This window comes from Streptomyces sp. NPDC020801, assembly GCF_044334385.1.
In the GTDB taxonomy this organism is placed as follows: domain Bacteria; phylum Actinomycetota; class Actinomycetes; order Streptomycetales; family Streptomycetaceae; genus Streptomyces.
The window spans coordinates 60,484-78,408 of the sequence record NZ_JBIRST010000023.1 but is presented as its reverse complement, the minus strand read 5'-3'; the positions used below and the strand labels follow the sequence as shown (position 1 = coordinate 78,408).

The window sequence follows — 17,925 nt, the reverse complement described above, 5'->3', positions numbered from 1 at the left end:
GGTGGAGAAGGGAGAAGGAGGGTCGAGGGGCGCCACCCGATCACGGCGCCCCTCGGGTCGCGCAGAGCGGCGTCGGCGGACGTGGGCGCTTCCGGTCAGCGCGGCGCACGACGCGACGGCCGAGCGGGACTCGGCGGCCGGTCGAAGAGGAGCCAGGCGCTGTTCACGCGGTCCATGGAAGCGGTACCGCACAGCCCGGGCAAGCCGAACCCTCGTTCTCTGACGGGCCTCTGACGTGCGCATACGGCTCCTTGACGGGCGAGCCAGGACACCGGACGCGGCTCAGCCAAGGCCGGGCACCTGCGAGATCAGCAGATCGATCAGTTTGATGCCCACGAAGGGCAGCACCAGGCCGCCGAGGCCGTAGACGAGCAGGTTGCGCCGCAGCAGGTCGTGCGCCGACGCGGGGGTGTAGCGCACGCCGCGCAGGGCGAGCGGGATCAGCGCCACGATGATCAGGGCGTTGAAGATGATCGCGGAGGTGATCGCGGAGGTCGGGCTGTGCAGGCCCATGACGTTCAGCGACTCCAGGCCCGGGTACGAGCCCGCGAACATCGCCGGGATGATGGCGAAGTACTTGGCCACGTCGTTGGTGATGGAGAACGTGGTCAAGGCACCGCGTGTGATGAGGAGTTGCTTGCCGATCTCGACGATCTCGATGAGCTTGGTCGGGTTGGAGTCGAGGTCGACCATGTTGCCGGCCTCCTTGGCCGCCGATGTACCCGTGTTCATGGCCACGCCGAGGTCCGCCTGCGCGAGGGCGGGCGCGTCGTTGGTGCCGTCACCGGTCATGGCGACCAGCTTGCCGCCCTCCTGCTCCCGCTTGATCAGGGCGAGTTTGTCCTCGGGCGTCGCCTCGGCCAGGTAGTCGTCGACGCCCGCCTCTTCGGCGATCGCGCGGGCGGTGAGCGGGTTGTCACCGGTGATCATCACCGTGCGGATGCCCATGCGGCGCAGTTCGGCGAAGCGTTGGCGGATGCCGTGCTTGACGACGTCCTTGAGGTGGATCAGGCCGAGGACGCGCGGCCCGTCCCAGTCGTGCACCGCCACCAGGAGGGGCGTACCGCCGCCGGCGGCCACGGCATCGGCGTACAGCCGTGCCTCGGGCGGCACGTGGCCGCCGTACATCTGCACCCACTCGATGACCTGCTGGGCGGCACCCTTGCGGATGGCGCACACCGCGCCGTTGTCCCAGCGCAGGTCGACGCCGCTCATCCGGGTCTGCGCACTGAACGGCACCCAGCGGATGTTCACCAACTCACCCTCGGCCGGTGCCCGCAGCCCGTACCGTTCCTTGGCGAGGACCACGACGGAACGGCCCTCCGGGGTCTCGTCGGCCAGGGAGGAGAGCTGGGCGGCGTCCGCGAGCTGCCGTTCGTCGGTGCCGGGCAGGGGGATGAAGGCGGCGGCCCCGCGGTTGCCGAGGGTGATGGTGCCGGTCTTGTCGAGCAGCAGGGTGTGCACGTCACCCGCCGCCTCCACTGCCCGGCCGGACATGGCCAGCACGTTGCGCTGCACCAGGCGGTCCATGCCGGCGATGCCGATCGCCGACAGCAGGGCGCCGATGGTGGTCGGGATGAGGGTGACGAGGAGGGCGACCAGCACGGTCGTGGACTGGGCGGCGTCCGCGTACTCGCCCATCGGCTGGAGGGTGACCACGACCAGCAGGAAGATGATCGTGAGCGAGGCCAGCAGGATGTTCAGGGCGATCTCGTTCGGGGTCTTCTGCCGGGAGGCGCCCTCCACCAGCGCGATCATGCGGTCCAGGAAGCTGTGGCCGGGCCGGGCGCTGACCCGGACGACGATCCGGTCGGACAGGACCGTCGTTCCGCCCGTGACTCCGCTGCGGTCGCCGCCCGACTCCCGGATGACGGGTGCCGACTCGCCGGTGACCGCCGACTCGTCCACCGCGGCCGCGCCGTCGATGACGTCGCCGTCCGCGGGGATCATCTCGCCCGCCTCGACGAGCACGACGTCCAGCGGTTTCAGATCTGTGGCGGCGACCGCCTCCGTGCGGGTGGTGGCGAGGTTCGTGCCGTAGCGCCAGTGCGGGAGCCGCAGGGCCACGGTGTCGGTGCGGGCCCTGCGCAGCGATGCGGCCTGTGCCTTGCCGCGGCCCTCGGCGACGGCCTCGGCGAGGTTGGCGAAGACGACCGTCAGCCACAGCCAGGCGCTGATGACCCAGGTGAAGACGGCCGGGTGCAGTAACGCCGACAGCGTGGTGAGGACCGCGCCGACGGAGACGACGAACAGCACCGGGTTCTTCACCAGGACGCGGGGGTGCAGCTTGCGCAGCGCTTCGGGGAAGGAACGGATGAGCTGGGCGGGTTCGAACAGCCCGCCCGGAGCGCGGCGCCTGGACCTTCGCTCCGCTCCGGGCCCGGTTGCGCGCTTCGGGCGTGATGGTGGGGCGTGCTCGGGGGCAGCGGGAAGCATGGACACCTTTGTGCCTCGATGGGGACAGGGACCGGCCGCGGTCCGTGTGGTGCCGGGGCCCCGGCACCACACGGTGGCGCACGGACGCCGGCGATGGGACGACGACAGACGTCGTGCGCGGGTGCCTGCCCCTCGGGCACGCACCTGACCGCCGTCACGCCGTTTCGGAGTGGGGACTCCTTCAGTCGTGGGGGCCGCTGACGTCCGCGGCTTCCGTCGGCGGCCGACAGCGAATCTAGCCCCGTTTCCCGCCCCGGCTGACGTGCTGGGCGGGGAATTTGCGGCACTCATACGGCCCGGGCGCCGACACCGTCAACGTGCCGTCAAATGTGGCTGAGTGACCATCAGGGGAGCGTCAACGAGGACCGTGGGTGGCCGAATCCGGCCGCAGACTCATCGCCGACGGGGGACGGGCGACCGTCCGTGGCGTGACGTTGGAGGGACCGTGACTCTCACGGCCGGGTCGGCGCAGAATCCTCGGACCGAGGAAGGCGCACCGCCACGAAGAACGGTGGTCGCCCCGCCCGGGGGCAGCCCCGGACCACAGCAGCGAGGGGGTTCGCGGGCGGCCGGACCGGGTCCGGGGCTGCGCCCGTGGCGGCAGGCCGAGGCCGCGCGGGCCGTTCTGCGCCGCCGCTACTGGGCCACCGTGCCCGCGCGGCTTCGCCTTCTGCGCGCGGCCACGATCCTGCTCGCAGCCACCCTCGCCGTGCTGCTGCTGGTGGCCGGGATCGCCGCTCTCGGCGCCTGGAACAGCGTGGCCGACCGCGACGCCCCCCGCACCACCAGCGCCGCCGATCTCAACCTGGCCCTGAACGACATGGACGCCCAAGCCGCCAACGTCCTGCTGTCCAGCGGCGATGCGGGAAAGGGACGCCTGCAGACGCCGTACACCAAGGCCGTCGGCTTCTACGGCGACGCCCGGCGCGAGATCGGGCATGACCTGCGTGCTCTCGCCGTCGCCGCGCAGGGCAGCCGGGAGGACGAGAAGACCGTGGAGTCCTTGACCGACGACTTCGCCGAGTACCAGGAACTGATCGGACGCGCCCTGGAGAACGACGGCCACCGCGGCGGCAAACCGGCTGCCCTCGCCGGCTACCGCCGCGCCACGGACCTGCTGCGCAACCAACTCCTGCCTGCGGCCCGCGCCTTGGTGTCCTCCAACGACGCGGCCTTCGACGGCGAGTACTCCTCGGCCCGCTCCACCGCCTCCGCGCAGCTCGCCACCGTCTTCGCCCTCGGCGTGGTGCTGCTGGCCGTGCTCGGCGTCCTGCAGTGCTACCTCGCCCGCAGCTTCCGGCGCTTCCTCAACCCCGGGGTGCTGGCCGCCACGGTCTGCACCCTGCTCGCGGTCGTCCTCGGGGCGCAGATGCTGTCCGCCTCGGCCGATCGCCTGCGCGGGGCCCGGCGCGAGGCCTTCGACTCCGTCGTCGCCCTCTCCCGCGCCCGCGCCATCGCCTACGACGCCAACGCCGACGAGAGCCGCTACCTGCTCGACCCACAGCGCCGCACGCAGTACGAGGATGCGTTCCTCGCCAAGTCGCAGCAGCTCTACGGCCTGAAGGGCGCCACTGCGTCGACGTACGACCCGGAACTGGCCACCACCTGGCAGGCGTACGAGGCCGACCACCATGATCTCCGCTTCACCGGCGAGTTCCGCCGCGAGCTGGACAACATCACCTTCTCCGGCGAGCGGGCCGCGGCGGAGAAGGCGGTGGACGCCTACGCCGTCTACCAACGCGACGACCGGAAGATCCGCGCGCTGCTCGCGGCCGGCAAGGAGCGCGAGGCGGTCGAGTTCTGCATGGACTGGGAGCCGGGCACCTCCAACGCGCACTTCGGCGCCTGGATGGCAGCCCTGGACAAGGTGGCGGGCATCAACCGCGCCCACTTCGCGTCCTCGGTACGGGACGGCCGCTCGGCGGTGAGCGGCCTCCTCCCGTGGGCGGCCGGGCTGCTGGCGGCTGCCGGCCTGCTGACCCTGCTCGGACTGCGGCCCCGGCTGGCCGAGTTCCGTTAGGCGTCCGTCAGCCGGGTCTCCTCCAGGTCCAGGGCGCGCTGGAGCCGGCGGCGGGTGGTGTCGCTGATGCGATGTGCGTCGTAGAGGCGCTGAAGTTCGGTGGTCTCCACGGCGATCAGGTCGCGGCGGAGCTGGCGGTAGACCAGGTCGGCGGACTCGGTGGACGCGCCGTCGGCGCCGTTGTTCTCGGCGAGGCGGTCCCGGGCGTCCTCGAGCCGGGCGTTCAGGCCCCGGCGCAGCCGGTCGAGGACGACGTCGGGCACGACTTCCAGCTCCGCGAGCTCCTCCAGCCGTGCGAGGCCGGCATGGGCGAGGTGGGAGCGGGCCTGGGCCTCCTCACGCGCGGTGTGGGCGGGTTCCAGGGCGATACCGGAGCGGCGGACGACCGGCGCGAGGGTGAAACCCTGCACGACGAGGGTGACCACCACGACCGAAGTGGTCAGCACCAGGACCAGCGGCCGGTCGGCCAGCGGGTCGCCATTCTCCACGACCGCGGGGATGGACAGGGCAGCGGCCAGCGGCATCACCCCTCGGGTGCCCGCCCAGGTCAGGACGACCGGCACCCGCCAGTTCATACGGCTGATGCCGCCCTTGCGCTGCACCACCGCCGACAGCGGCGCCAGCCACAGCAGCCGGACCCCGACGAGGGTGACGGCTACGGCGAGGGCGTACAGCGGCCAGGCCCGGTCGCTGTCCGACAGGGCCCGCACCTGCGCGGGCAGCGCCAGTCCGATGAGGCTGAAGACGACGCTCTCCAAGAGGAAGACCACGGTGCCGTAGACGGCGTGCAACTGCAGTCGTATACGGGCGTTGGTGAGCCGGTCGCCCCGGCTGCCGAGAACCACGCCGGCCACCACGCACGACGTCACCCCGGAGGTGTGCGCCGCTTCTGCCAGCAGGTAGGCGGCGTACGGAGTGACCAGGGCGATCACCGTCTCCAGAACAGGGTCCTCGGTACGGCGCCGGATCAGCGTGATCACTCCGGCCACCGCCGCCCCGATCACCGTGCCGCCGCCGGCCAGCAGCACGAACTCGCCGCCCGCCGCACCCCAGTTCGCCGCGGCCGAGGCCACCGCGATGCCTGCGGCGACCCGGACCAGCACCAGGGACGTGGCGTCGTTGAAGAGACTCTCCGCCTGCACGAGGACCTGCACCTTCGGCGGCAGGGCGAGCCGGCGGCCCAGCGCGGTCACGGCCACCGGGTCGGTGCTGGCCAGCACCGCGCCCAGCACGAACGCCATCTGCCACGACAGGGGCGTCACCAGTGCCGCCACGGCGCCCACCGCCGCCGCGGACGCCAGGACCAGGCCGATGGCCAGTATCCCGACCGGCTTCCACACCGCGCGCAGCTCCCGCCAGGGCATGTCCTCGGCGCTCGCGTACAGCAGCGGCGGCAGCACGACCAGCCCGATGATCCGGGGGCTGATCTCGATCGTCGGGGTGCCCGGCAGGAGCGCCACACCGAGACCGGCGACCACGAGCAGGGACGGCGCGGGAATGCGCCAGCGGCGCGCGAAGGTGGCCACCACCGTGGCGAGGACCACGAGGGCGAGAACCGTACCGACGCTGCGCATGCCGTCCTCCTGGGGCTTTCGGAGAACCGCCGTGGCTCCCGGCCGACCAGACTTCCCGGCACACCTGCGCTCACCCTATCGGGCCAGGTCACGTCAAGACAGTGTCAAGGTCCCTCCGGCCGCCGCCAAGGAACCGCCAACAACCGCGCCGACCGTGCCGCGAAGCGGCTTCCTTGGGGGGAGGAACCCTTCTGCGCAGGAGAGCTGGATCAGTGAGCGGAGCGCGTCGGCGGCGATGAGTGACGTACGGCCCGGACGACTGAAGGTCTACCTCGGGGCGGCTCCGGGGGTCGGCAAGACCTACCGGATGCTCGACGAGGGACGCCGCCGCGCCGCGCGCGGGGCGGATGTGGTGGTGGGGTTCGCGGAGTGCCACGGACGCCCGCACACGCAGGCGATGCTCGACGGCCTGGAAACCGTCGCCCGGGCATCCTGCGCCTACCGCGGTGGACGGTTCGAGGAGATGGACCTGACGGCGGTGCTCGCCCGCCGCCCGCAGGTGGCGATCGTCGACGAGTTCGCCCACAGCAACATCCCCGGCGGCGGCCGCAACCCCAAGCGATGGCAGGACATCGAGACGCTGCTCGACGCCGGCATCGACGTGATCAGCGCGCTGAACATCCAGCACCTGGAGTCCCTGGGCGACGTGGTCGAGAAGATCACCGGGGTGCCCCAGCACGAGACGGTGCCCGACGAGGTCGTCCGGCGCGCCTGGCAGATCGAGCTGGTGGACATGCCGCCCGAGGGGCTGCGCCGCCGCATGGCGCACGGCAACATCTACAACCCTGAGAAGATCGACGCGGCCCTGGCGAACTACTTCCGGCCCGGCAACCTCACCGCGCTGCGCCAGCTGGCGCTGCTGTGGGTGGCCGACCGGGTCGACGAGGCCCTGCAGGAGTATCGCTCCCGGCACGGTATCGGCGGGGTCTGGGAGACCCGGGAGCGGGTCGTCGTGGCGCTGACCGGAGGGCCGGAGGGCGACACACTGATCCGGCGTGCGGCCCGTATCGCCGACCGGTCGGCAGGCGGCGACCTGCTCGCCGTGCACGTGGCCCGCAGCGACGGGCTCGCCGCCGGAGTCTCGCACGCCTCGCTCGCCCGGCAGCGACGACTGGTGGAAGGCGTCGGCGGCAGCTACCACTCGGTCGTCGGCGCCGACGTGGCCGCCACCCTGGTGGAGTTCGCCCGCGCCGAGAACGCCACCCAGCTCGTGCTGGGCACCAGCCGCCGCGGTCGGCTGACCCGGTTCCTGACCGGACCCGGCACGGGAGAGACCGTGACCGAGCTGTCGGGAGACATCGACGTGCACCGGGTCACCCACGAGCGGGCCGGGCGCGGCACCCTGCTGCCGTCACGGCGCCGCACGCTGTCCACGGTCCGGCTGATCGCCGGACCGGTGACCGGACTGGTGCTGCCGGTGCTGCTCACGATCGTCCTCGCCCAGCTGCGGGGCGCGCTGAACCTGACCAGTGAGGCGCTGCTGTTCCTGCTCGCCGTGGTGGGCGTGGCCTGCATAGGCGGGGTCGTCTCGGCGGTGATCGCCTCGCTGACCGCGTCCCTGCTCCTCAACTACTGGTTCATCCCGCCCACCGGCCAGTTCACGCTGAGCGACCCGAACGCACTGCTGGCCCTGGCGGTGTTCGCGGTCGTTGCGGCCACCGTCGCCGCTGTCGTGGACCGGTCCCTGCGCCTGTCGCGCCGCTCCGCCAGGGCGACCGCCGAGGCGGAGACGATGTCGTCCCTGGCCGGCAGCATCGTCCGCGGAGAAGCGACCATCCCGGCCCTGCTGCAGCGAACGCGCGAGACCTTCGGCATGGAGTCGGCGGACCTGGTGGACGAACCACCCGATATGGCAGGCGTGACGACCGTTCCCGCAGGTCCCGGTGGCTTCCTCGCGCTGCGCGGTCGCGCGCTGTCGTCGTCCGAGCGGCGAGTGCTGGCCGCGTTCGCCGCGCACGTGGGCTCCGCGGTCGAGCGCGCCCGGCTGGCCGAGGCGGCGGCCGAGGTGGAGCCCGTGAAGGCCGCCGACCGGCTGCGCACGGCCCTGCTGCGGGCCGTCGGCCACGACCTGCGCACCCCGCTCGCCGCCGGCTGGGCAGCCGTGACCTCCCTGCGCAGCAGTGACGTCGCGTTCTCGCCGGAGGACCGCGACGAACTCCTTGCCACCGCCGACGAGTCCATGGCCAAGCTCAACCGCCTGGTGGAGAACCTCCTCGACCTCAGCCGCTTGGAGGCCGGCGCCCTCACCCTCAACCTGCGGAGCACCTCCTTGGAGGAGGTGCTCCCCATGGCGCTGGCGGACGTCGCCGAAGTGGAGGTGGCGGACGTGGAGGAGACCCCGGCCGTGCTGGCCGACCCGCCGCTGCTGGAGCGCGTGATGGCCAACCTCGTCAACAACGCCGCCCGCCACTCACCACCGGGAAAGAAGGTGCTGGTGACCGCCAGTGCACTGGCGGGACGTGTGGAACTGCGCGTCGTGGACCGGGGGCCCGGCCTGCCCGCCGACGGCCGCGAGCGGCTGTTCGAGCCCTTCCAGCGGCTCGGCGACACCGACAACACCGCCGGCCTCGGCCTCGGACTCGCGCTTGCCCGGGGACTGACCGAAGCCATGAACGGCACCCTCATCCCCGAGGACACCCCCGGCGGCGGCCTGACCATGGTCGTGTCGCTGCCCTTCGCCGGGGAGACAGCCCAGCCCGCGGTTGCCGAACCGACCGAGCAGAGCGTAGGAGGTGCGTGATGAGCACAGTGCCTGGCATCTGGAAGCTTCACCGTAGGGGGCGGCCCCGCGCCGCGCCACGGCCCTGGCCGCTGCGGGACCGGCTCGCCCTGGTGGCGGGCCTGGCCCTCCCCTTCCTGGCGGCTCTCGGGCTCGTCCCGTTCCGTACGAGCCTGTCGCACACGAACGCCGCACTCATCCTCGTCGTGGTGGTCGTCGCGGTGGCCGCGCTCGGCAGCCGTACGGCGGGGGTGGTCGCGGCCCTGTCGGCGGCGGCCTGGTTCGACTTCTTCCTCACCCGGCCGTACCAGACCTTCGACATCACCGCATCCGCCGACATCGAGACGGCTGTGCTCGTGCTGGTCGTCGGCGTCGTCGTGTCCCAACTGGCGGCTCACGCCCGTCGGCTGGAAGTCATCACTGTCACGGACGCGGCTCACCTCTGCCGTGTCCACCGGACGGCGGAACTGGCGAAGTCGGCCAACTCCGCGAACACCGTGGTCGATCACGTCCGTCAGGAGCTCACCCATCTGCTCGGGCTGAGCACCTGCCGCTTCGAGTACGGCACCCTGCTGGGACAGCCGCCACGGCTGCAGAACGATGGCAGCGTGACAGTGGGCCGGCGCCCTTGGGACGTGGACGCCGCCGGCTGGCCAGAGGGAGAGATCGAGCTGCGCACCTACGGCAACGGCCACTACCTCGGCCGCTTCATGCTCACCCCCGGCCCTGGCCCCGTACCCCCGCTTCAGGCTCGGCTTGTCGCGGTGACCCTGGCCGACCAGACGGGGGCCGCTCTGGATACGTCGGGGCCGGTCACCTGACCCCTCCCGGCGCTCACTCCAGACCGGAGGCTTTGAACACGGCACGGGCGGTTTCGCGGTCCACGCGCCGGGCGAGGCGCTGCAAGGCAGTCGTGCCGCAGAGCAGCGAGCCGTCGGCGGCGGCTTGCCGCGCGCCCTCGTCCAGGCGGAGCCACAGCTGCGGGTTGCGCACCAGGACATCGGGGTCGATCTCGACGCGGCCACCCAGGGCGTCCCGCAGCAGCAGCCGTGGGGAGATCCCGTCCAGGATGCGGACCGACACCAACTGGTCCGTTCGCACCCGGTACCCGCGCATCAGCCGGCGCGATGCAAGCCAGTTTCCGCCCGCGGACACCCGGGCGGGATACAGCACGACGAAGAAGACCCCGGCGAGAGCGAACCACAGCGCGGCGCGCCACAGAGCGATCCGTCCGGAGCCGCAGTCGATCAGGAGCAACGAGATGAGAAGTGCACAGGCGCAGCGGACGGCGCTCCACAACTCCTGCCGCCACTCGACGTCGTTCGCGGCCTCCCCGGATCCGTCTGCCTTGTCCGCATGTGCGCCGAGTGGTCCTCCCCGCGCGTCGTCACGGCGTCCCATGACGCCGACGGTAGTGACTCGAAGAACCCGATCGGCACACCTTGATGCGGCTCTGATGGATTTCCGGCGGTTCTTCGCGTCGTGATTGCGGGCCGCGTCACCCGGGTGGCGGTCGACGGTAGTCGCCCGGATCACACGCCCGTCAAGGTCCCGTCAAGGTCGGCCGGCTGGGCGCGAAGATGCCGCAAGGAACGGCCGGAGCGGGTGGGAAACGGACAGAACCTGGGTGCACTCGCGCACGTGTCAGCCCTCGTGCGCGGCCGAAGAGTGAAGGAGCCCGCACCCATGTCCGTCCTGACCACCGAGCCGGATGCCGTCCCCGCCGGTGAGGAGCCGCCTGATACCGGCGAACGCCACCGGCTGACCGCGGTCACCGGCCTGGCCGCGCTGTCGCTGGACGCGATGGCGTCGGTGGCGTACGGCCCGGAGGCGATCGTCCTGGTCCTGACCGCCGCGGGTGCGCACGGGCTGGGCTTCACGATGCCGGTCACGCTGGCCATCGCCGCGCTGCTGGCGGTGCTGGTGGCCTCCTACCGGCAGGTGATCGCGGCCTTTCCTGACGGCGGCGGCTCCTACGCCGTCGCGAAGACCCATCTGGGTGCGCGGACGAGCCTGGTGGCGGCCGCCTCACTGGTGCTGGACTACGTGCTGAACGTGGCCGTCGCCGTCACGGCCGGCGTGGCCGCCCTGACGTCCGCGTTCCCGGGCCTGTACGAAGACCGGCTGTGGCTGTGCCTGGCGGTGCTCGCGCTGATCACGGGCGTCAATCTGCGCGGGATCGTGGAGTCGGCGAAGGTGTTCATCGCTCCGACGGTCGTGTTCGTCGGCTCGATCTACGTGCTGATCACCGTGGGCCTGTTCCGCTCACACCCCGTGAGTACGGTGGCCGCGGCCGCGCACGCCTCGGCCGTCGCGGACAGCGCCTCCAGTGTCGGGGCGCTGCTTCTGCTGAAGGCTTTTGCCTCCGGCTGTGCGGCGCTGACGGGGGTGGAGGCCATCGCGAACGCCGTCCCGTCCTTCCGGATGCCGCGGGTCCGGCGCGCCCAGCGCGCGGAGGTCGCCCTCGGTGCCGCCCTCGGCCTGATGCTGATCGGCCTGTCGGTGCTGATCGGCCGCTTCCACCTGCAGCCGGTCGAGGGCGTGACGGTGCTGGCCCAGCTGGCGGACGCCTCGCTCGGCCACAACTGGGCGTTCTACGTCATCCAGTTCGCGACGATGATCCTGCTGGCGCTGTCCGCGAACACCTCCTTCGGCGGGTTGCCGGTGCTGCTGAAGCTCCTCGCACGCGACAACTACGCGCCGCACGTGTTCGCCCTGAAGGCCGACCGCCAGGTCCACCGGCACGGCGTCCTCGCCCTGGCCGTCGTCTCGGCCGCACTGGTGGTCTTCTCCGGCGGGGACACCAACACCCTGGTGCCGATGTTCGCGATCGGTGTCTTCGTCGGCTTCACGATCGCCCAGGTGGGCATGGTCCGGCACTGGCGCCTCGGGCGCGGCCGGCGGTGGTTCGGGAAGGCGCTGCTCAACGGCTTCGGCGCGGTCCTCACCGGTGTTGCGACCGTCGTCGTCACGGCGAGCAAGTTCACGGAGGGTGCCTGGCTGATCGTGATCGCGCTTCCCCTGGTGGTGGTCGCCTTCGAGACCGTACACCGTGCCTACGGCCGGATAGGCGATCGGCTCGGACTCGGCCGCATCCCGGACGCCCCGCACCGTGAGCGCTCGCTGGTGATCGTTCCGGTGTCGTCCCTCTCCCGGCTGACGTCGGAAGCGCTGACCGCGGCCGCCTCGCTCGGCGACGAGGTACGTGCGGTGACCGTCTGCTACCCGGACTCCGAGGACCGGGCTCAGCTGCACGTGCTGGAGCGCGCATGGGCCGAGTGGGGCCCCGGGGTGCCGCTGGTGAGTTTGTCGTGCGAGCGGCGCAGCCTGGGCCGCCCGATCGCCGCATACGTCCGTGAGGTGGCCGCCGCCGAGCCAAGCACGCGTGTCACCGTGCTGATCCCGGAGACCGAGCCGGAACGGTTGTGGCAGCGGCTGCTGCAGAACCAGCGGGGCGCGATCGTGGCGCACGCCGTGCGGCGGGAGACGGACGCGGTGATCTGCCGACTGCGCTTCCGGCTCCGTTGAGCGGGGTCACCGGCTGTCACGGTGGCCTACTCGCCGGTATGGATCAGCGGACGTAAGAGTCCCGTCAAAGCTGTGGGGGCCGCCGTAAGAGAGCCATCAACGGGCGACCGGATCCGGCCAGTGAGGCGCTTTGCTCTAAGCGTCCGATTCAACCGAACCTCACTCCAGGAGTTCGCGATGGCCGATCTGGCCTTCGTCGTCACCGTGCTCGCGGGTTTCGCACTGGTGGCCCTTGCCGCCAAGGGGGTGACGAAGCTGTGACCGCCGAGAACGTCGTCGGCCTGATCGTGGCCGTCGCCCTGCTGGGCTATCTCGTCCTCGCCCTGATCTTCCCGGAGAGGTTCTGAGACAAGACATGGGTCCCGTACTCGCCGGCCTGCTCCAACTGCTCGCCCTCATAGGCGCGCTGGCGCTGGCCTACGTCCCCGTCGGCAACTACATGGCCCGGGTCTACTCCTCCAAGAAGCACCTGCGGGTGGAGAAGTGGATCTACAAGGGCATCGGTGCCGACCCCGACACCGAGATGACCTGGCCCGCGTATCTGCGCGGTGTTCTCGCCTTCTCGGCCGCCGGCGTCCTCTTCCTCTACCTGCTGCAGCGGCTGCAGGGCGTCCTGCCCGGCTCGCTGGGCTTCTCCTCGGTCAGCCCGGCGCAGTCGTTCAACACAGCTGTGTCGTTCGTGACGAACACCAACTGGCAGTCGTACTACGGCGAGCAGACCATGGGGCACGTCGTGCAGACCGCCGGCCTCGCGGTGCAGAACTTCGTCTCCGCGGCCGTCGGTATCGCCGTGGCGGTGGCCTTGGTGCGCGGCTTCGCCCGCTCGCGCACCGGTGAACTGGGCAACTTCTGGACCGACCTGGTGCGCGGCACGCTGCGGATCCTCGTGCCGGGCGCGGCGATCGCCGCGGTGATCCTCGTCGCCTGCGGTGCGATCCAGAACTTCTCCGGCATCCATGAGGTCGGCCAGTTCATGGGCGGCTCGCAGCAGTGGAACGGCGGCGCGGTCGCCTCCCAGGAGGCCATCAAGGAGCTGGGCACGAACGGCGGCGGCTACTTCAACGCCAACAGCGCCCATCCCTTCGAGAACCCGACGCCGTTCACGAACCTGTTCGAGATCTTCCTGATCCTGGTGATCCCGTTCTCGCTGACCCGCACCTTCGGCGTGATGGTCGGCTCGGTGAAGCAGGGGTACGCGATCCTCGCGACCATGGCCGTCATCTGGGTCGGTTTCGTCGCCCTGATGATGGCGACGGAGTTCGCGCACCACGGCCCGGCGTTGCAGGCCGCGCGCGGGGCGATGGAGGGCAAGGAGGTCCGCTTCGGGGTCGGCCCGTCGTCGATCTTCGCGGTGTCGACGACGCTCACCTCGACGGGCGCGGTGGACTCCTTCCACTCGTCCTTCACCGGCCTGGGCGGCGGTGTCGCCATGCTGGGCATGATGCTGGGCGAGATCGCGCCCGGCGGTACAGGGTCGGGCCTGTACGGCATGCTGATCATGGCGGTCATCGCGGTGTTCATCGCCGGGCTGATGGTGGGCCGTACGCCCGAGTACCTGGGCAAGAAGATCGGCGGCCGGGAGATGAAGCTCGCCGCCTGCTACATCCTGATCACCCCGGCACTGGTGCTGGTCTTCACGGCCGCGTCCATGGCCCTGCCGACCCCGCCGCACTCGATGCTGAACTCCGGCGCGCACGGCTTCTCCGAAGTCCTGTACGCCTTCACGTCGGCCTCGAACAACAACGGTTCGGCCTTCGCCGGGCTGAACGCGAACACCGACTGGTTCAACACCATGACCGGGCTGGCGATGCTGCTGGGCCGCTTCCTGCCGATGGTGTTCGTGCTGGCGCTGGCCGGTTCGCTGGCCGGGCAGAAGCCGGTTCCGGTCACCGCGGGCACCCTGCGCACCGAGAAGCCGCTGTTCACCGGCCTGCTGGTGGGCGCGATCCTGATCATCACCGGTCTCACGTACTTCCCGGCCCTGGCGCTGGGCCCGCTCGCCGAGGGGCTGGCGTGATGACCACCCGTACAGACAACCCAGAGGACTCCATGTCCACAGCCACTCCCACCCGGGCGCCGCACAGCGATGTCCCCACCGGGCACAAGCCCGCCGAGGGCCGTGTCGGAGCGGGCCTCTTCGACCCCAAGGCACTGGTCAAGTCGCTGCCGGACGCCTTCCGCAAGCTCGACCCGCGGGTGATGGTCAAGTCGCCCGTGATGTTCGTGGTGTGGATCGGTTCCGTCCTGACCACCGTCTTCTCCTTCCAACACCCGGGCCAGTGGTTCGGCTGGGCCATCAGCGCCTGGCTGTGGCTGACCGTGATCTTCGCCAACCTGGCGGAGGCCGTGGCCGAGGGCCGCGGCAAGGCGCAGGCCGACACCCTGCGCAAGGCCAAGACCGACACCGTCGCCCGGCGGCTCCTGGCCGACGGCATGTCCGAGGAGCAGGTCCCCGGCACCGCGCTGACCATCGGTGACCTGGTGGTCTGCGAGGCCGGTGACGTCATCCCCGGTGACGGTGACGTCGTCGAGGGTGTCGCGTCCGTGGACGAGTCGGCGATCACCGGTGAGTCCGCCCCGGTCATCCGGGAGTCCGGCGGCGACCGCTCCGCGGTGACCGGCGGTACGAAGGTGCTCTCCGACCGGATCGTCATCAAGATAACGACGAAGCCCGGCGAGACCTTCATCGACCGGATGATCAACCTGGTCGAGGGTGCGGCCCGGCAGAAGACGCCCAACGAGATCGCGCTGAACATCCTGCTGGCGTCGCTGACGATCGTGTTCCTGCTGGCGGTGGCGACCCTGCCGCCGTTCGCGACCTTCGCTCACACGCACCTGACGATGGTCGTGCTGGTCGCCCTGCTGGTCTGCCTGATCCCGACCACCATCGGCGCCCTGCTCTCCGCGATCGGTATCGCGGGCATGGACCGGCTGGTCCAGCGCAATGTGCTGGCCATGTCGGGGCGCGCGGTCGAGGCCGCCGGTGACGTCTCCACGCTGCTGCTCGACAAGACGGGCACCATCACGCTCGGCAACCGGCAGGCAGCCGAGTTCGTGCCGGTGCGTGGGACGACGGAGGCGGAGCTCGCCGATACCGCCCAGCTTTCCTCCCTCGCCGACGAGACGCCCGAGGGCCGCTCCATCGTCGTTCTCGCGAAGGAGAAGTACGGGCTGCGCGAGCGGCACCAGGGCGAGCTCGCGCACGCCGAGTGGATCGAGTTCACCGCCCAGACCCGTATGTCGGGTGTGGACGTGGACGGCCGCAGGGTCCGCAAGGGCGCCACGGCCTCGGTCATCGCCTGGGTGGAGGAGCAGGGCGGCACGGTCGCCGAGGACGCCGACTCGATCGCCAACCGGATCTCCGAGGCGGGCGGGACTCCGCTGCTGGTCGCCGTGAACGACGACAAGGGCGCCCGGGTGCTGGGTGTCATCCACCTCAAGGACGTCGTCAAGCACGGCATGCGGGAGCGGTTCGAGGAGCTGCGCCGCATGGGCATCAAGACGGTCATGATCACGGGTGACAACCCGCTGACCGCGAAGGCGATCGCCGAGGAGGCGGGCGTCGACGACTTCCTCGCCGAGGCCACGCCCGAGGACAAGATGGCCCTCATCAAGCGGGAGCAGGCCGGCGGCAAACTGGTCGCGATGACCGGCGACGGCACCAACGACGCCCCGGCGCTGGCCCAGGCGGACGTCGGCGTGGCGATGAACACCGGCACGTCGGCCGCCAAGGAGGCCGGCAACATGGTGGACCTCGACTCCAACCCGACCAAGCTCATCGAGATCGTCGAGATCGGCAAGCAACTCCTCATCACCCGTGGTGCGTTGACGACGTTCTCCATCGCCAACGACGTCGCCAAGTACTTCGCGATCATCCCCGCGCTGTTCGCGGCGGTCTACCCGGGCCTGGACAAGCTGAACATCATGCACCTGTCCTCGCCCGACTCGGCGATCCTGTCCGCCGTCGTCTTCAACGCGCTGATCATCATCGCGCTGGTGCCGCTGTCCCTGAGGGGTGTGCGGTACCGGCCTGTGAGCGCGGACAAGATGCTCCGCCGCAACCTCGGAATCTACGGCCTCGGCGGCCTGGTCGCGCCGTTCATCGGCATCAAGATCATCGACCTGCTCATCTCCCTCATCCCCGGAATCGGCTGATCGCCATGAACAACTCCGTGACCAACACCGCCCGGTTGCTCGGGGCGGGCCTGCGCGCCCTCCTCCTGCTGACCCTGGTGACCGGCGTGATCTACCCGGTGGTCGTCACCGGCATCGCGCAGGGGCTGTTCCACGACAAGGCGAACGGCTCCGAGATAAAGGCGGACGGCAAGGTCGTCGGCTCGTCCCTGATCGGGCAGTCGTACGACCTGCCGCTGAAGAAGGGCCAGCAGACCCCGGACGCGGACCTGAAATGGTTCCAGGGCCGCCCGGCCAACGGGCTCGGTGCCAACAGCGTCAACACGCAGTACAGGCTGATCCTGTCCGGCGCCACCAACCTGTCCGCCGACAACAAGGACCTGATCAAGCAGGTCGAGGACGCCAAGGCCGCGGTCGTGAAGGACAACTCGGTGCCCGGCCACACCGTCAAGCCGTCGGACGTCCCCGCCGACGCGGTCACCTCCTCCGGCTCCGGCCTGGACCCGGACATCTCCCCGGCCTACGCCGAACTCCAGGTCCACCGCGTCGCCGCGAAGAACGGCCTCTCAGCCACCCAGGTGGAGAAGCTGGTCAAGGACCACACCCAGGGCCGCACCCTCGGCTTCATGGGCGAACCCCGCGTGAACGTCCTGAAGCTCAACATCGCGCTCAAGGATCTCGCAGCGAAGAAGTGATGGCCTTGCACGACCCACAGGGGAGTCGACGGACCCGGGAGCCATCCCGGATCCGCCGACTCCCGCCGCCATGACGTCGGTTGCCCCGATTCCGGTGCGCACGGCCCGACGCAGGACAGGAGAGGCACACACCCATGACCAGGGTGCTCGTGGTGGAGGACGACCCGCAGCTCGTGCGGGCCCTCGTCATCAACTTGCAGGCACGTCACTACGGCGTGGATGCCGCCCCGGATGGGACCACGGCCCTCCGGCTTGCTGCCGCCCGTCAGCCCGACGTGGTCCTGCTCGACCTCGGTCTGCCCGACATGGACGGCGTCGACATCATCAAGGGCCTGCGAGGCTGGAGCCGCGTGCCGATCCTGGTCCTGTCCGCACGGCAGGCGTCCGACGAGAAAGTGGCCGCGCTCGACGCCGGCGCCGACGACTACATCACCAAGCCGTTCAGCATGAACGAGCTGCTGGCGCGCCTGCGGGCCGCCGTCCGCCGCACCGAGGACACCCCGGTCGCCCCCGATACGACGCTGGTCGAAACGGAGCACTTCAGCATCGACCTGCTCGCCAAGAAGGTCGTCAAGGACGGGCGGGACGTACGGCTGACCCCGACCGAGTGGCACTTGCTGGAAATCCTGGTGACCAACCCCGGCAGGCTCATCACCCAGAGGCAGCTGCTCCGGGAGGTCTGGGGCATTTCCCAGAGCAACAAGACCAACTACCTGCGCGTCTACATGGCCCAGCTCCGCCGCAAACTGGAGACGGAGCCCTCCCACCCCCGCTATCTGATCACCGAGCCCGGCATGGGCTACCGCTTCGAAGGATGAC

13 protein-coding genes are annotated in these 17,925 nt (G+C 70.6%); 10 read left to right on the top strand and 3 right to left on the bottom strand.

Translation table 11 applies throughout. The features are described 5' to 3' along the window. Positions 1-282 precede the first annotated feature (282 nt). Positions 283-2,436 (bottom strand): potassium-transporting ATPase subunit KdpB, encoded by a 2,154-nt coding sequence (gene kdpB, locus ACH4UM_RS34305; RefSeq protein ID WP_398188138.1) that lies wholly within the window; start codon positions 2,434-2,436, stop codon positions 283-285. Between the two features lie 445 nt (positions 2,437-2,881). On the opposite strand from kdpB (ACH4UM_RS34305), the gene ACH4UM_RS34300 reads away from it, so the two are divergent. After that, the gene (locus tag ACH4UM_RS34300) at positions 2,882-4,456 is read left to right on the top strand and encodes a hypothetical protein (RefSeq protein ID WP_398188135.1); all 1,575 of its coding nucleotides are present in this window, start codon (positions 2,882-2,884) and stop codon (positions 4,454-4,456) included. Here ACH4UM_RS34300 and ACH4UM_RS34295 read toward each other — a convergent pair. Further along, positions 4,453-6,030, bottom strand: coding sequence for a Na+/H+ antiporter (locus ACH4UM_RS34295; protein ID WP_398188132.1), 1,578 nt, complete (start codon positions 6,028-6,030; stop codon positions 4,453-4,455). The genes ACH4UM_RS34300 and ACH4UM_RS34295 overlap by 4 nt on opposite strands. Positions 6,031-6,265: 235 nt before the next feature. On the opposite strand from ACH4UM_RS34295, the gene ACH4UM_RS34290 reads away from it, so the two are divergent. Together ACH4UM_RS34290 and ACH4UM_RS34285 are read left to right on the top strand one after the other, a co-directional pair. Next, on the top strand, positions 6,266-8,770 hold the full coding sequence (locus ACH4UM_RS34290; protein WP_398188130.1) for an ATP-binding protein: 2,505 nt from the start codon (positions 6,266-6,268) through the stop codon (positions 8,768-8,770). Continuing rightward, positions 8,770-9,570, top strand: coding sequence for a DUF4118 domain-containing protein (locus ACH4UM_RS34285; RefSeq protein WP_398188128.1), 801 nt, complete (start codon positions 8,770-8,772; stop codon positions 9,568-9,570). The genes ACH4UM_RS34290 and ACH4UM_RS34285 overlap by 1 nt, the downstream gene beginning before the upstream one ends. A gap of 13 nt (positions 9,571-9,583) precedes the next feature. Here ACH4UM_RS34285 and ACH4UM_RS34280 read toward each other — a convergent pair whose 3' ends face one another. After that, on the bottom strand, positions 9,584-10,150 hold the full coding sequence (locus ACH4UM_RS34280; RefSeq protein ID WP_398188125.1) for a hypothetical protein: 567 nt from the start codon (positions 10,148-10,150) through the stop codon (positions 9,584-9,586). Between the two features lie 285 nt (positions 10,151-10,435). On the opposite strand from ACH4UM_RS34280, the gene ACH4UM_RS34275 reads away from it, so the two are divergent. The 7 genes from ACH4UM_RS34275 (at position 10,436) to ACH4UM_RS34245 (ending at position 17,924) form a co-directional block, all read left to right on the top strand. Further along, positions 10,436-12,277: an APC family permease gene (locus tag ACH4UM_RS34275; RefSeq protein ID WP_398188122.1), complete on the top strand. Its 1,842-nt coding sequence runs from the start codon at positions 10,436-10,438 to the stop codon at positions 12,275-12,277. 120 nt (positions 12,278-12,397) lie between these two features. Then, positions 12,398-12,538 (top strand): hypothetical protein, encoded by a 141-nt coding sequence (locus ACH4UM_RS34270; protein ID WP_398188119.1) that lies wholly within the window; start codon positions 12,398-12,400, stop codon positions 12,536-12,538. Next, positions 12,535-12,624, top strand: coding sequence for a K(+)-transporting ATPase subunit F (gene kdpF, locus ACH4UM_RS34265; protein WP_018566520.1), 90 nt, complete (start codon positions 12,535-12,537; stop codon positions 12,622-12,624). Before ACH4UM_RS34270 ends, kdpF begins: the two co-directional genes overlap by 4 nt. A gap of 8 nt (positions 12,625-12,632) precedes the next feature. Then, on the top strand, positions 12,633-14,294 hold the full coding sequence (kdpA, locus tag ACH4UM_RS34260) for a potassium-transporting ATPase subunit KdpA (protein ID WP_398188116.1): 1,662 nt from the start codon (positions 12,633-12,635) through the stop codon (positions 14,292-14,294). Further along, complete coding sequence (kdpB, locus tag ACH4UM_RS34255; RefSeq protein WP_398188113.1) at positions 14,294-16,432, top strand: potassium-transporting ATPase subunit KdpB; 2,139 nt, start codon at positions 14,294-14,296, stop codon at positions 16,430-16,432. Before kdpA ends, kdpB (ACH4UM_RS34255) begins: the two co-directional genes overlap by 1 nt. Positions 16,433-16,437: 5 nt before the next feature. Then, positions 16,438-17,106, top strand: coding sequence for a potassium-transporting ATPase subunit C (locus ACH4UM_RS34250; RefSeq protein WP_398188110.1), 669 nt, complete (start codon positions 16,438-16,440; stop codon positions 17,104-17,106). 134 nt (positions 17,107-17,240) lie between these two features. Further along, a complete protein-coding gene (locus ACH4UM_RS34245) occupies positions 17,241-17,924 on the top strand; it encodes a response regulator (RefSeq protein WP_398188107.1) in 684 nt (227 codons plus the stop codon). Position 17,925 lies beyond the last annotated feature (1 nt).